Raw genomic sequence first — 14985 nt, forward strand, 5'->3', positions numbered from 1 at the left:
TTGCCCCCCATTCTGGTGGGGCGCCGCGCATTGACAGGGCCGAGAGGTCACCCGTTAATGGGGGTTCCGGCGCCCTAACCCGACTGTCTTCCGTGCCGTCCCGGCGCGGAAGGCAGGGGCCCAGAATGGAGCTCAGCGACATGGACGTTCAGCCACGCTTTCCTGCGGCCACCAAACAACGGCTGACCGGTACTTTCGGTCGGAGACGTCCGCGCTGGCTCGCCTGGTCCACGACGTTCGTGCTCGCACTCGTCTCCGTCGGAGTCGCAGACGGATTCGCTGCCCTTCCCGCAAGCGCCGCCGTTCCCGCCGTCATCACCCTCACCTTCGACGACGCGAACGCGGACCAGCTGACCGCCGCCTCGATCCTCAAAGCGAACGGGCTGCACGGCACCTTCTACACTCCGTCCGGCTACGTGAACCAGCCCGGCTATCTGACCGTCGCGCAGATGCAGGGTCTCGTCGCCGACGGTAACGAGATCGGCGGCCACACCGTCACGCACCCGGACCTTGCGACCCTGCCGACGGACGAAGCGACCCGCCAGGTTTGCAACGACAGGGTCAACCTCACCAACTGGGGATTCCGGGTTACGAGCTTCGCCTATCCGTTCGCCTCGCTGCTGACCCCTGCGACAGAAACGATCGTCAAGAACTGCGGCTACAACAGCGCCCGCGGCCTCGGCGACATCCAGACCCGGTTCGGCTGCACGGGATGCGCACTCTCCGAGAGCATCCCGCCGGCCGACCCGTACCTCACCCAGGCTCCCGACGAGGTCGACAACACCTGGAGTCTGACCGACCTCCAGAACACCGTCATCCAGGCTGAGACCGCGGGCGGGTGGCAGCAGCTGACCTTCCACCACATCGCGACCGGGCTCACCGACCCCCTCACGATCAGCCCGACGCTGTTCACCCAGTTCGTGCAGTGGCTGAAGACCCGCCCGGCGACAACGACGATCAAGACGGTCGACCAGGTCATCGGCGGCACCGTCAAGGCGGTCGTCTCCGGCCCCGCTGTCGCGCCGAAGCCAGTCGGCAGCAACCTGGTCTCCAACCCCGGCTTCGAGACCCTCACCGCCGGGGTGCCCCAGTGCTGGCAGGGCGCCTCATTCGGCACGAACACCCCCGCCTTCACCACGGTCAGCCCCGGCCGCACCGGCAACCGGGCCGGCCGCCTGACCGTGACGGGCTATTCCAACGGTGACGCGAAGTGGCTGCCGACCCCCGACCTGGGCGGATGCGCCCCGGCGGCCACCCCGGGCACGGCCTACGCGCTCTCGGCCTGGTACAAGTCCACGGCGGCGACCCAGATCGAGGTCTACTACCGGACCGGACTCGGGTCGTGGACCTACTGGACCGCGAGCCCGCTCTTCGCCGCGTCCGCGACGTACCAGAAGGCGAGTTGGACGACCCCTGCCCTGCCCGCCGGCGCGAGTGCGATCACCTTCGGACTCAACCTGCTGAGCAACGGCACCCTCACCACGGACGACTACACGGCCTTCGACGCCGCCACCCTGCCCGTACCGCCGCCGCCGGCCCCCGGCACCAACCTCGTCCAGAACTCGAGCCTGGAGACCGCCGGCGTCGCCGCCCTCCCGCAGTGCTACCAAATCGGCGGCTACGGCACCAACACGGCCGCATTCACGACAGTCGCAACGGCGCACACCGGCACCAAGGCCGAAAAGCTTGTCGTGACGAACTACGCGAACGGTGACGCGAAGCTGCTGCCGAGCCTCTGGACAGCGGGGCCTGCGCCCCGCCCGCGATCGCCGGGCACGCCTATTCGCTCCGGGCCTGGTACACGTCGACGACGTCCACCCAGTTCGCGGTCTACTACCGGGATGCAAGCGGCACCTGGCAATACTGGACGTCGAGCCCGTGGCTCGCGACGGCATCCGCCTTCACCCAGGCGAGCTTCACGACCCCGGTGCTTCCGGCCGGTGCCACCGCGATCAGTTTCGGGCTGAACCTGTTCAGCAACGGAACCCTCGTGACTGACGACTACGCGATGTTCGACACGGTCGGGGCTCCCGCCCTGTAGCGGCGAAGGATGCCGGGCGCGACCCATCGGGGTCGCGCCCGGCATCCGCCCCTCGTGCGTGTCGTGCCGGTCGTGCGGGTCTCAGATCCAGTCGTTGCGCTTGAAGAGCAGGTAGAGGAGGGCGGACAGGCCGATGATGAGGGCGATGGAGCTGTAGAAACCGCCCAGTTCGCTGAACCCGGGGTACGGGACGTTCTGGCCGTAGAAACCGGTGATCGCCGTGGGCACCGCGATGATCGCCGCGTACCCGGTGACCTTCTTCGTGATCACGTTGAGTCGGTTGCCCTGAATCGCGAGGTTCGCCTCGAGAACGCTCGTCGCGAGGTCCCTGAGGCTCTCCGTCCACTCCATCGCACGCAGCACGTGGTCGTAGACGTCCTGGAAGTACGGCGCCATGTCATTCGGCAGCAGGTGCACGTCCCGGCGCAGCAGGGTGTTGACGACCTCACGCATCGGCAGGATCACCCGGCGCATCAGCACGAGGCTCTTCCGGAGATCGAAGGAGCGACGCTGCACCGCCTCCTGGTCGCTCCTCGGCTCGAAGAGCTGGCTCTCGAGCTCCTCGACCTGCTCGTCGAGGGCCTCGACGGCCTCGAAATAGCCGTCGACGAGGAAGTCGAGGAGGCCGTGCAGGAGGAACGCGACACCGTTCGAGGCGAGGTCGGGAGAGGAGTCCCAACGTGCGACGACGGCGTCGATGGGGAAGTCGGGGTCCTTGTGCACGGTGACGAAGGCCCGGTCGGTGATGAAGGCGGCGATCTCCGAGGTCTCCACGCCCGCCGACTCCGGCGAGAATGTGATCGAATACGCCGACAGGAACAGGTGGTCGGAGTACCGGTCGAGCTTGGGACGCTGGTGCAGCTTCAGGGCGTCCTCGACGGCGAGGGCGTGCAGGCCGAGTTCCTCCGCGAGGAGGTCGAGGTCCGCTTCCCCGGGCGAGCACAGGTCTACCCAGACCACACAGCCCTCATCGGCAAGGTGTTCGGAGACGTCGGCGAGCGGGAAGCCCTCGTCGACGAGGTCCCCGTTCCGGTAGCAGCGGGTTTTGGGTGTGCGCACACTTCAGTCAAGCAGCATCCGCGGGACAGCGGGGACAACGCCTGTGCCGAGTCTCGGCGCCGCAGCGCCGGGCCCGTCGATGCTGTGTGACGTTGCGCTACGTTTCGTGACCGGGCGTGACCGGCCGGAATGCGCCCAGGACCTTCGGTGAATAACGTCGTCTCGAGACCACCCAGGTCTCGCGACCAGTCCGGGTGCCGCAGGGTACGCCGTCCACCGAATGGAAGTGAAGCCCATGTCCACCAAGACCCACACCACTGCTCGTCGCGCGGGGATGCGCCTCGCCCTCGGCGCGGCATCCGTTGCCCTGCTCGCCACCACCCTGAGCGGATGCGCCGCCTCGGCCGATGCCGCCTCGAACGCCACGGCAGCCGGCCCGGCCGCAGAGCCTCCGGCTCGGCTACTTCGACAACGTCACCCACGCCCCCGCCCTCGTCGGGCTCGAGAACGGCCTGCTGCAGGATTCCCTCGGCAGCACCAAGCTCAGCACCCAGATCTTCAACGCCGGCCCCGCGACGATCGAGGCGCTCAGCGCCGGCGCAATCGACGCGGCGTACATCGGCCCGAGCCCGGCCGTCAACAGCTACATCAAGAGCAAGGGCGAGTCCGTCAAGATCGTCGCGGGCGCGACGAGCGGGGGAGCAGCCCTCGTCGTGCGCGAAGGCATCAACTCCGCCGCCGACCTGAAGGGCAAGACCCTCGCCTCCCCGCAGGCTCGGCAACACCCAGGACGTCGCACTGCGCTCCTGGCTCAGCAGCCAGGGCTTCACGACGGATACCTCCGGCGGCGGAGACGTGAAGATCACACCGACCGAGAACGCGCAGACCCTCACCCTGTTCCAGAGCGGCGCCATCGACGGCGCCTGGCTGCCGGAGCCCTGGGTCTCCCGCCTCGTCGTCGACGCCGGAGCGAAGGTGCTTGTCGACGAGTCCGCGCTGTGGCCGGACGGCGCCTTCCCGACGACCGTACTGCTCGTCAGCAAGGCATTCCTGACCAAGTACCCCGCCTCCGTTGAGGCCCTCGTGGCCGGCAACGCTGCATCCGTCGACTGGCTCACGAAGAACCCCGCGGATGCCGCGACAGTGATCAACAAGAAGCTCACCGCCGACAGCGGTAAGGCGCTCTCCGACGCCGTGATCACCCGAAGCCCTGACCAGGGTGACGTTCTCGACCGACCCGATCGCGTCGACATTCCCGGTGAGTCTCCAGAACGGCGTCACGGCAGGCACCACCAAGACCGGCGACCTGAACGGCCTGTTCGACCTGACCGCGCTCAACCAGGTACGCACGGCGGCCGGAGAGAAGCCGGTCTCGGCAGCGGGCCTCGGCGCCGAATAGCCCGGAGCCTTCCGCCGCGGCCGTCGCCGCGGCCGTCGCCGCGCCAGCCCCCGATCCCAGTGAGGTGTCGCAGATCGACGTTCCGGACGTCCGTGAACATCGATCTGCGACACCTCACGGCCGTGATGGGGGCGCGGGACCCTACGGGCGGCGGGCGAGCGATTCGACGTCGCGGCGAGTGACCGCGAGGTAGGCGACGAACGCGAGAATCGTCACGCCGAGCACGAGGCTCACCGGCCCCGTGCCGAGGTCCAGGCCGCCGCGTTCGGTCGAGACGGCGGCCCAGTCGGCGAAGGATGCCCCGAGCGGCCGGGTCAGGACATACGCGAACCAGAATGCGAGCGTCGCATTCATGCCGAAGCGGCGATACGCCAGGGCCGGGATCGCGATGAGCACAGCGAAGACGATCCCGGAGGCGAGGTAGCCGAGGCCGAAGGTCATGGCGGTGAGGTCGCCGGCCGCCGTGCCGAGCGCGAAGGTCGTGAGCACCGTCGCCCAGTAGAAGGCCTCGCGGCGGCGCGTCACGATGCTGTGGATCGAGAGCGACTTCTCGGTCGCCCGCCACACCACGAGGATCGCGGTGAGGACGAGGACAAGAGCCACCGAAGACACCAGGTAGGGAACTCCGAGGCCGACGTGCACGGCATCCGCTGCCATGGTGCCGAAGATGCTCACCATGACGACGGCGAGCCAGTAGACCCACGCGACGTACCGGCGGACGGCGAACTGCAGGAGCAGTGCGGCGAGCAGGCCGAGGCCCGCGAGGCCGACGGCGACGGGCGGGTCGATCTGGTGCACGAGGTAGTCGGCCGTCGTCTCACCCATCCCGGTCGTGAGCACCTTGGTGACCCAGAACGCGGCGGTCACCTCGGGAACCTTGCTCAGGGGGTTCTGCTCGATCTCTGCCACGTACACTCCGCTCGTCCGCTCCCTACGCTACGGAGCGGCGGGCGCGGAGCGGTGGCCGATGGCACCCGCGGTCAGGTTGCGGTCAGGCGCTCGGCCCGGCTCCCGTGTTCGCCGAGGGCGTGTGGCGGGGCACGGCGAAGCGGGCGGACCCCGGGTACATTGGCCGGCATCCGCTGCGATCGCGGTGGTGAGAACGGAAGGACAGGCGATGAGCGATGCGGGGGACGACACCAGGGAAGGTCCGCTCGACGCGTACTCCCGGGTCGTGACCGAAGTCGCCGCGACCGTGACCCGCCAGGTTGCAGCGATCGAAATGTCGGTCGCCACGCCGCGCGGCCGGGTGCGCCGCGGCGCCGGTTCGGCCGTGCTCTACTCCGCACAGGGCTACCTGCTCACGAACGCTCACGTCGTGCTCGGGGCGGATGCCGGCCGCGCCCTCTTCTCCGACGGCACGAGCAGCGCCATAGAGATCGTCGGCTCCGACCCGCTCTCCGACCTCGCCGTGGTCCGTTCCCGCGCGCTGACCCTGCCGGAGCCCGCCTGGCTCGGCAACGCGGACACCCTCCGCGTCGGCCAGCTCGTCGTCGCAGTCGGCAACCCGATGGGCCTCGCCGGCTCGGTGACCGCCGGGGTCGTCAGCGCGCTGGGTCGCTCTCTGCCGACCCGCTCCGGGTCGGCTGCCCGGGTCATCGAAGACGTCATCCAGACGGATGCCGCCCTCAACCCCGGGAACTCCGGCGGAGCCCTCGCCGACTCGCGGGGCGTCGTCGTGGGCATCAACACCGCCGTCGCCGGCGTCGGACTCGGCCTCGCCGTGCCGATCAACCCGACCTCCCGGCGCATCATCGACGCGCTGCAACGGGAAGGGCGGGTGCGCCGGGCGTACCTCGGCCTGGTCAGCACTCCGATACCGCTGCCGCCAGACGTGGCCGTGCGGGTGCACCAGGACGTGGCCCTGCGAGTCGTGGACGTGATCGCGCGCTCGCCCGCCGATCGCGCCGGCCTCAAGCCCAACGACCTGATCCTCGCCGCGGGCCGCGAACAGGTCAAGGACGCCCAGGGCCTCCAGCGTCTCCTGTTCGGCGATGCCATCGGCCGCCCGCTTCCGGTCACTGTGCTCCGGGGCGCCGCGATGGTCGACGTGATCGCCGAGCCGGAGGAGCTCGCCGCGCTGCGCTGAGCCGCTGAGCCGGTCCGGTTCCGGCGACCGGGCGCGCAGGAGGGAGCCCGATTCCGTGCTACTTTCACGACTGATGTCCGTTCCCGCAGCAGAGGCCTCCGCCCAGCCCCGACCGACGCGTGCGCGCTCTCCGCGTCGAGGTGGCCGACATCGCCGTGCGCCTGTTCCGCACCGACGGCTACGAGGCCACGACCGCGACCGACATCGCCCGGGCGGCCGGCATCTCGCGCAGCACCTTCTTCCGTCAGTTCCGATCCAAGGAAGACGTGATCTTCGCCGACCACGACGAACTCGCCGTGCAGATCGCCGCCTACTTCGCCGTGCAGCACGACGACCCCTGGCGTGCGATCCGTGATGCCGCGACGATGGTCTTCGAGCGGTTCCGCGAACGGCTCGACAGCGTCCGGGTACGCGATCTCGTCGTGCGCGACACCCCGACCCTCCGCGACCGCGAGACCATCATGGCCATCCGCTACGAGCAGATGTTCGCCGCCTACCTCCGCTCCGCACGTCCAGACGTGCCTCCGCTCACCGCCATCCGCTACGCCGCAGCGATCACCGCCACGCACAACTACGAACTCCGCCGCCTGATCCGCGGTGCCATCCCGGCCTCGTCCCCGACGAATGCCGCAGGCGATGAGGCGTCGAATGCCGCGTCAGAGGCCGACCGCACCGCACGCCTCGCCGAGGAACTCGCCACCGAACTCCGCGAGGTGGGGCGGCTCTTCCATCCGGACGTGGCCGATTCGACGGCTGGGCAGGGGCAGGCGGTGCACGGCCAGGTTGGGGAGTCGCCGCCGGAACTGGTGGTGGCGGTGTTCCCGGGCACGATCACGCCGGGCGAGCTCACTCGCGAGGTCGCCCGCGCCCTCGGCGGGCGTCTCGCCGGCAGCGCTCCGGGTACGGATGCCGGGGCGCACCGAAACGCAGGACGAGACTGACGCTGAGGCACCCACGGCCTCAAGGGCAGGGAGATCCTGCATTTCGTGGGCAGGCATCCGCTCGCCTCGGCGCACGTGCAGCGATTTGACACTCAGTGTCACTTGACCTGACACTGAGTGTCAACTATTACTAGTAGCGACCGATCTGCTGACCAGCCGAACCCAATGGAGGGAAACCGTGCCCGACTACGACGTATCCGTGCCGCTCGACACCGACTACTACGAACTCTTCCGGGACGTGCCCGTCGCCGACCGCGCCTTCTGGGACCGGGCCCGCGCCTTTGCGATCGAAACCCTCGATGAGGTCACCGAGGCCTGGGACAAGGCCGAGTATCCGCTGCACCTCGTCCGCAAGCTCGGCGAACTCGACCTGCTCACCGACGGCGTCGTCGGCCCCGGCCTGACCCCGATGTCGCCGCTCGCCGCCGGCCTCGTCAACATGGAGATCTCCCGCGGCGACGGCTCGATGGGCACCGTCGTGGCCGTGCAGGGCGGGCTCGCGCTCCGCAGCATCGCCCTCTTCGGCAGCGAGGCGCAGAAGGCAGAGTGGCTCGTGCCCCTCGCCCGCGCCGAGAAGCTCGGCGCCTTCGCCCTCACCGAGCCCGACCACGGCTCCGACTCCGTCGCGCTCGAGACGACCGCGACCCGCGACGGCGACGAGTGGGTGATCACCGGCGAGAAGAAGTGGATCGGCAACGGCTCCGTCGGAGACGTGACCGTGGTTTGGGCCCGCGACGACGACGGCAACGTGCGCGGGTTCCTCGTGCCGCAGGACACCCCCGGCTACCAGGCCCAGACCATCACCGGCAAGGGCTCCCTGCGCGGCATCCACCAGGCCCGCATCGTGCTCGACAACGTGCGCGTGCCCCTCGACGCCCTGCTGCCGGGCACCCGCACCTTCAAGGACACCGCGACGGTGCTCTTCGCCACGCGCCTCGGCGTGGCCTGGTCGGCGCTCGGCCACGCCACCGCGGTCTTCGAGGCGGCCCTCAGCTACTCGAACCAGCGCATCCAGTTCGGCAAACCCCTTGCCGGCTTCCAGCTCGTGCAGGAACGACTCACACGGATGCTGTCCCAGCTGACCGCGATGCAGCTCTACTGCCTGCGCCTCGCCGAACTCGACGCGGCCGGGACCATGCGTCCGATCCAGGCGTCCCTCGCCAAGTACCACAACACCCGGGCCGCCCGCGAGATCGCGGCGACCGCGCGCGACGTGCTCGGCGGCAACGGCATCCTGCTCGAGAACCACGTGATCCGGCACCTCGCCGACATCGAATCCCTGCACACCTACGAGGGCACCGAGAGCGTGCAGTCCCTGCTGATCGGCCGCGACCTGACCGGGGTGAGCGCCTTCCGCTGACCCGGCTCCCGGCCTCGCTCACCCCGCCCGCACCCGCTGCACCCCGCGACCCGAGGCATCCGCTCACCCCGCCGCGAGAGCGGACTAATGGCCCTTTAACGCGGTGCGTTAAGGGCCATATTCGTACTCTCGCGAGCCGGAGGGGTCTCGACCGATACACTCCGATCCATGGTCCTGTCCCTCATCGGCGCCGGTCTGCTCCTGCTCGGCACCGTCGCCGTGGCGACCGGCCTGCTCCCGCTCGCCGAACTGCTCGTGCTCGTGGACCGAGTGGCGCCGATTCTCGTGTTCGTCGTGGCCATGACGGTCGTGACCGAGCTCTGCAGCGAGGCGGGGGTGTTCCGCTGGATCGCCCGCCGGCTGCGGCACTGGGGCGGCGGCCGGGCCTGGCTGCTCTGGCTGTGGGTCGCTGGCATCGCGATCGTCACGACCGTGTTCCTCTCCCTCGACACGACCGCCGTGCTCCTGACGCCGGTTGTCGTCGTGGTCGCGCGACAGGCGGGCCTGCCGCCGCTGCCGTTCGCCCTCACGACGGTGTGGCTCGCCAACACCGGCAGCCTGCTGCTGCCGATCAGCAACCTGACCAACCTGCTCGCCCAGAATCGCCTCGGCGGCATCTCCCCGATCGCCTTCGCCGGGCTCACCGCGGCCCCCGCGCTCGTCGCCGTGCTCGTGCCGATGGCCATGGTCGCGCTCATCTTCCGCAAGGACCTCGGCAAACGGTATGCGAGCGTACCCGTGCAGCGGACCCGCGTGGCGGGCACGTCGGGAGCGGCGGCATCCGTCGACCGGGTCCTGCTCGGGACGAGCGCGCTCGTCCTCGCGGCCCTGCTGCCCGCCCTGGTCGTCGGCCTGCCGGTGTGGCTGCCGTCGAGCATCGCCGCGCTCTCGCTTGCCGTCGTGTTCCTCGTGAGGCGCCGGAGCGTGCTCCGCATCACCCTGATCCCGTGGTCGCTTCTTCTCTTCAGCGCCGGCCTGTTCCTCGCGATGGAGGCCCTGCAGAACCTGGGGCTGCCGGTGCTGCTCACCGCGCTCGCCGGGGCGGGGAACGCGCCGGGGGACCTGTTCCGCCTGGCCGGCACGAGCATGGTCGGCTCGAACCTGGTCAACAATCTGCCCGCCTACCTCGCGCTCGAGCCGGTCGCCGACTCGACCCCGCGGCTGCTCGCCGTGCTGATCGGCGCGAACGTAGGCCCGCTGATCACCCCGTGGGCCTCTCTTGCGACCCTGCTCTGGCACAGCAGGCTCGAGAAGATGAACGTGCTGATCACGTGGCGCGGGTATGCGCTCTTCGGTCTCGTGCTCGCCCCGGTCACGGTCGGGTTGAGCGTGCTCACGATGATCCTGGTCACCGCATGACTTCCGCGCGGCCGCATCGAGCGATGCGAGAATATGGGAATCCGCCCCTGCGTCCAACGCGTGCCTCGAGCGAAGGAATGACCGAATGATCACCCTCGAAGGGATCGACGACATCGTCGTCAACGGCGGCGTCGTCGTGACGCGCGACGGCGCGAAACTCGGCTCGGTCGAACAGGTCTTCCTGAGTGAGGATTCCGGCGAACCGGCGTTCGTCACCGTGCGCACCGGCCTGTTCGGCATGCTCGAATCGTTCGTTCCGCTCGACGGCGCGACCATCGACGGCCCGCGCGTGGTCGTGGCCTTCGACCGGGACCGCATCCGCAACGGCCCCCGCATCGAGAGCGACCGTGGATCGATCACCGCCGACGAGGAGAAGGAACTCTACGACTACTACGGCACCTCGGCGCCCGACTCTGCCAACTCTGCCGGGTCGGCAGAGTCTGCCGGGTCGGCCGAGCCCGCTGAGCAGGCCGTTCCGGTCGAGTCCGCTGAGCAGGCCGTTCCGGTCGAGTCCGCTGCCCTCCCAGCGGATGCCGCCGGCCGCCCGGAGCCGCAGGTGCAGTCCCCGGGCGCGCCGCCCACCCCGGAAGATCCGCACCCGAATGACGCCCCGCATCCGCGCCCCTCCACACGGCCCGCACGAGGGCCCGCCCCCGGTCCCGCCACACCTGCGCAAGCACGAGGTCGACGGTCGCCCGCACCCGCCGCACGACGGTCCGCATCCGCATCCGCATCCGCACCCGCACGTGCCGGCCGGGTGACACGCCCGTAACACAGTGACGTTTATGTGACGATTCATCAGGTTTACTGGGTATTCGTCTAACCCAGCCCTAGTCTGATCAGCAGCAGAACAACCTCGCAGGGAGTGTCGATCCGTCGACGTCTCCCCCGCGGGAGTGACGACCGGCTCGACGCCCGCAGTGGGCGTCGCTCACCACCGTCCGAACCAGTAGAACCACCAGGCACCGTTGCCGGCGCACGACGCAGGCCGGCGGTGTCGTGAACCAGGAACCAGTGCTGTGAACCAGAAACACGCGAACATGACCGATGACGAACTCCTGCTCGAGACGGACTACACGAGTTACGCCAACTCCTGCCGCGACCCGCACATCACAGCGACCCAGGACCTCGTCGAGTGCCGTCGCCAGAACGGCCACGACGACACCCACGCAACGCGCGCCGGCATCCGGGCCATCCGCTGGCACCCAGGGACCGAAGACCTGCCGCTCGCGGGCTGAGCCACGCCCGGCGGTAGCCGGACGGGCCGTCGCGCGTCAGGCCGTCGCAGGTTAGGTCTGTGCGAAGGCCGTGGGTGTCGACCGCCCTGGTCCGCCGTGACGTGACAGGTCCTCACTCAATTCTCCCCGTTGCGGCGCGCCGAAACGGATGACCGCCTTGTCGTGGCCATGCTGGGGGAGTCCCATGAAAATCGGTCGAGCCGCGGTTGCTGAGGCACGAACCACCGGACCCAGCAACTCTGTGATCCGATCGGACTCATGCGCGCCGTCGCTCCTCTCCTGATCCACCCTGCCCTGCTCCTCGTCACCCTCGCCCTCTCGACGGCGCTCGCGGTGTCTGTCGTGCCCGTCGCCGCGACCGCGCCGGTGGTGGAAGCCGGCCACGCCGCCTCCGGTCCGGGAGCCGTGGCGTCACCCCCTTTCGCCGGGCCCGACGGAAAAACGGGCGAGGTGACCTCGTCTGCCGGACCGACGCCGGTCGCGGGGACTGCCGGCCCGGTCGGCGGAGCAGGGAGCCAGGCCCCGGCATCCGCCCCGAAGCCGATCGTCGCCGCGGACGGAGCGCCCGCCGGGCCCGGCGCCGGCCGACCGAGCGCCGCCTCGGCGGCGGGCCTCGGTGTGCAGTCGGGCGCCCTCGCTTCGACGGGAACACTCGGCGCGGCGACCGTGGCAACCGGGGGTGCGTCGAGCGGATCGGCCGACACGTTCGCGGGAGCGGCCCTCGCCGACCGCAACGAGCAGCTCGTCGTCGTCGTGCCGTCCGGCGCCGGCCAGACGGCCAGTCGCTACCCCCTGCACGCCAACATCGTCTCGACGACATTCTGGGTCGGTGAGATCTTCAACGCCAACCTCAGCGACGGCAGCCAGGTCTGCAGCACCTACGACGGCCAGTGGGCGTTTCACCACACCGGGATCACGACCGGGATCACTCCGGCCGCGGCGAGTGGTTGCGCGGGCAGCGCCTATGGCGGGTGCGACGGCGTGAGCTCCGGGACGGGCGCCGCCTTCCTCTGCGCGACCGAGGCCCGCACGTCGGCCAACGGGTTCCTGCCCACCCGTCAGCCGGCACCCCTGCAGAACGCCTTCTACCTCGACCTGCCCTTCGACGACGTCAACGACCCGACCGCATTCGCGGGGCGCTGCACCGTCGTGCCGTGGGCGGCGACCCTCGGCCTCAGCCACTGCGCCGACCCGGGGTTCTCCTACCTGAAGAACCGCTGGGTGCGCATCGTCGGCCCGAACGGGCACGTCTGCTATGGCCAGGTCGAAGACGCCGGGCCCTCGAGCGGGGCGCTGTACCACGACGCCGGTTACGTCTTCGGCACCACGAACGCGCGCCCGATCAACCTCAAGTTCAGCGGTGACAGCAGCCAGGGCGCCGGAATGGACGTCTCGCCCGCGCTCAACGGATGCCTGGGCTTCACCGACCTGGACGGCGACGCCGACCACGTCGACTGGTCATTCACCGAGCGCGCCGATGTCCCGCCCGGGCCCTGGCTCCGCATGGTGACGACGAGCCAGGTCTCCGGCTGAGGTTCCGCGCCGCGAGTCATCGATTCCGCCAGGCGGTGCCGGCGCGCCGGCGACGGTGGGCGCGGCCGGCGATTCCCGGTGATTCCGGGGCGTCGCTGCACGGCTGAAGAGGGCCCACCTGAGGAAGAATCACGCCTAAACGAGGGGTAATCACTCGCGCCCGTTAGGCTGGTCTGTGGCGCGGTCCAGTTGTTCCGGAGCGCACCAAAGCACGAAGAGCTGAGCTCGACGGAAAAAAGGCTGACCATGAAACACGAAGTATCCGTACCTCCTCGCATCCAGGCAACGATTCGTAGCAACGGAACCGGCGAACTGATCATCGACGGGGCGGGCCAGCAGGTGACGGCCGGCGACGAGGCCGGTGTTCGTGAAGAGATCATCAACCGCGTGACGGATGTCGCCCGCGAACTCGGTCGCCCGGTGCGGCTGACCGCCGACGACGAGCAGGGCCAATGGCCCCTCGTCGTGCACCCGGACGGCGAAGTGGAAGCCGCGGGCGACTTCATCCCCGCCGCCGCACTGCCGAGCCACGCGCTCGAAACCGAGGAACCCGCAGCGTCGCAGGGCAAGTCAGCCAAGCGGGCCATGGCCCACACCGGCGACCACAACGCCCCGGCGGCCCTGGCCGAACCGATGGAACCGATCGATGCCCTCGAGGAACTGGCCGAGCTCGCAGCCCTGGGTGACCCCCTCGACGCCGGGGCGCAGACGTCCGTCGACGAGGCCGATGCCGAGTCGGCAGCGGAACGCGGGGCCGAAGCCGATGCAGCCGATGCATCCAACGCTGCACGCGCCGCCACTGTCGACGTCGATGACGACGTCGATGACGATGCCGAAGCGGATGCCGGTGCCGACGCTGATGCGCCATCTCAGGCCGCCGAATCCGTGCCCGCAGGGCCCCGCCGGACGCCAGGACCGCCACCCGGACTCTTCGAGGACATCATCTTCGAACACGGCGATCTCGACGCCGACGAGGACGAGGACGAAATCGCGGCCGGCTCGGTAGCTGAGTTCCGGTCCACGCCGGTCTCCGCCTCCTCCGCACTGCTCGTCCCGGCACCGCACACGACCCTGGTCGCCGCGGAAGACGGTCCCAACCTCGCCGACTTCATGAGCCTCCCGCCCCGCGATCGTCGCAGGACCCGCCCTCCTCGGCTGGCAGGGCACCGTGCGCCGGGTCACCGGCGGACTCGTGAATCCGTCGCCGGGCCGCAGCGAACTCGCCCGCCGCGCCGCAATCGCGGCAGTGCAGCGCAGCCTCAGCGGTCCCCGCACCATCGTGGTGCTCAACCCCAAGGGCGGCGCGCACAAGACCACCGCGACGCTGCTGATCGCCGCGACGTTCGGCATCCACCGTGGCGGGTACACCCTCGCCTGGGACAACAACGAGACGATGGGCACCCTCGGCGTGCGGGCGCAGGGCGCCCAGCACACGAACACGGCCGTCGACCTGCTCCGCGACCTCGAGGACTTCGCGTACTCCACGTCGGCGAGGGTCGGCGACCTCGACAAGTACGTGCGCAACCAGGGCGACGCCCGCTTCGACGCACTCGCCTCCGACCTCGACCCGGCCGGCGCCGCGAGCATCGACGACGTCGCCTTCGGCAAGCTGCACGCCGCACTGAGCCGCTTCTACCGGATCCTGATCATCGACACCGGCAACAACATGCGCGCCTCGAACTGGGAGGCGGCCGTCGAGACCGCCGACCAGCTCGTCGTCGTCTCGACGATCCGTGAAGACACCGCGTACGGCGCGGCCTCGCTCCTCGACGGTCTGCGGCTCAAGGGGCACGGGGACAAGGTCGCCCAGGCCGTGACCGTGCTCGCATCCCCGGCGAAGACGGCCGACCGAGCCCTGTCCGCCCGGTTGCACGACCACTTCAGCCAGCTCACCCGCACCGTCGTCGACGTGCCATACGACCCGGCGCTCGTCGCCGGCGGCCCGCTCAACATCGACGCCCTCGCCCCGCGCACCCGTGAGGCCTGGCTCTACGCGACCGCTGCGATCGCCGAAGGCCTGTAGTCG

General features: G+C 69.7%; 13 protein-coding genes and 1 pseudogene. 10 read left to right on the forward strand and 4 right to left on the reverse strand.

Features of this window, described 5'->3' with window-relative positions; genetic code table 11:
* Positions 1–140: 140 nt before the first annotated feature.
* On the forward strand, positions 141–1967 hold the full coding sequence (locus KIV56_RS13660; RefSeq protein WP_281533865.1) for a polysaccharide deacetylase family protein: 1827 nt from the start codon (positions 141–143) through the stop codon (positions 1965–1967).
* Positions 1968–2122: 155 nt separating this feature from the next.
* Here the strand turns inward: KIV56_RS13660 and KIV56_RS13665 are convergent, their stop codons facing one another.
* Entirely contained in the window at positions 2123–3100 is a 978-nt protein-coding gene (locus KIV56_RS13665; protein ID WP_281533866.1) for a magnesium transporter CorA family protein, read from the reverse strand.
* Positions 3101–3335: 235 nt separating this feature from the next.
* Between KIV56_RS13665 and KIV56_RS13670 the strand changes: the two are divergent.
* Positions 3336–4439, forward strand: a pseudogene (locus KIV56_RS13670) (ABC transporter substrate-binding protein).
* 141 nt (positions 4440–4580) lie between these two features.
* Here the strand turns inward: KIV56_RS13670 and KIV56_RS13675 are convergent.
* On the reverse strand, positions 4581–5348 hold the full coding sequence (locus KIV56_RS13675) for a COG4705 family protein (protein ID WP_281533867.1): 768 nt from the start codon (positions 5346–5348) through the stop codon (positions 4581–4583).
* A 208-nt stretch (positions 5349–5556) separates the two neighbouring features.
* Here KIV56_RS13675 and KIV56_RS13680 point away from each other — a divergent pair, with 208 nt between their 5' ends.
* The 7 genes from KIV56_RS13680 (at position 5557) to KIV56_RS13710 (ending at position 12959) form a co-directional block, all read left to right on the forward strand.
* Positions 5557–6528, forward strand: a complete 972-nt coding sequence (locus KIV56_RS13680) for a S1C family serine protease (protein WP_281533868.1) — start codon at positions 5557–5559, stop codon at positions 6526–6528.
* 119 nt (positions 6529–6647) lie between these two features.
* On the forward strand, positions 6648–7469 hold the full coding sequence (locus tag KIV56_RS13685) for a TetR/AcrR family transcriptional regulator (RefSeq protein ID WP_281533869.1): 822 nt from the start codon (positions 6648–6650) through the stop codon (positions 7467–7469).
* A gap of 178 nt (positions 7470–7647) precedes the next feature.
* Complete coding sequence (locus tag KIV56_RS13690; RefSeq protein WP_348648398.1) at positions 7648–8829, forward strand: acyl-CoA dehydrogenase family protein; 1182 nt, start codon at positions 7648–7650, stop codon at positions 8827–8829.
* A gap of 168 nt (positions 8830–8997) precedes the next feature.
* Positions 8998–10188, forward strand: coding sequence for an SLC13 family permease (locus tag KIV56_RS13695; RefSeq protein ID WP_281533870.1), 1191 nt, complete (start codon positions 8998–9000; stop codon positions 10186–10188).
* An 85-nt stretch (positions 10189–10273) separates the two neighbouring features.
* Positions 10274–10960, forward strand: a complete 687-nt coding sequence (locus KIV56_RS13700; RefSeq protein WP_281533871.1) for a PRC-barrel domain-containing protein — start codon at positions 10274–10276, stop codon at positions 10958–10960.
* 247 nt (positions 10961–11207) lie between these two features.
* Positions 11208–11426, forward strand: coding sequence for a hypothetical protein (locus KIV56_RS13705; RefSeq protein WP_281533872.1), 219 nt, complete (start codon positions 11208–11210; stop codon positions 11424–11426).
* A gap of 258 nt (positions 11427–11684) precedes the next feature.
* Complete coding sequence (locus KIV56_RS13710; RefSeq protein ID WP_281533873.1) at positions 11685–12959, forward strand: hypothetical protein; 1275 nt, start codon at positions 11685–11687, stop codon at positions 12957–12959.
* Positions 12960–13109: 150 nt separating this feature from the next.
* Here KIV56_RS13710 and KIV56_RS13715 read toward each other — a convergent pair whose 3' ends face one another.
* Together KIV56_RS13715 and KIV56_RS13720 are read right to left on the reverse strand one after the other, a co-directional pair.
* Positions 13110–13412 carry a hypothetical protein gene (locus KIV56_RS13715; RefSeq protein WP_281533874.1) on the reverse strand — a complete coding sequence of 101 codons (303 nt, stop codon included), beginning with the start codon at positions 13410–13412 and terminating at the stop codon, positions 13110–13112.
* A gap of 117 nt (positions 13413–13529) precedes the next feature.
* Entirely contained in the window at positions 13530–14141 is a 612-nt protein-coding gene (locus KIV56_RS13720) for a hypothetical protein (RefSeq protein ID WP_281533875.1), read from the reverse strand.
* Between KIV56_RS13720 and KIV56_RS13725 the strand changes: the two genes are divergently transcribed.
* Positions 14128–14982 carry a MinD/ParA family ATP-binding protein gene (locus KIV56_RS13725; protein ID WP_281533876.1) on the forward strand — a complete coding sequence of 285 codons (855 nt, stop codon included), beginning with the start codon at positions 14128–14130 and terminating at the stop codon, positions 14980–14982. The genes KIV56_RS13720 and KIV56_RS13725 overlap by 14 nt on opposite strands.
* The last annotated feature ends 3 nt before the right edge of the window (positions 14983–14985 follow it).

The organism is Cryobacterium breve (assembly GCF_027594785.1).
Taxonomy (GTDB): domain Bacteria; phylum Actinomycetota; class Actinomycetes; order Actinomycetales; family Microbacteriaceae; genus Cryobacterium; species Cryobacterium breve_A.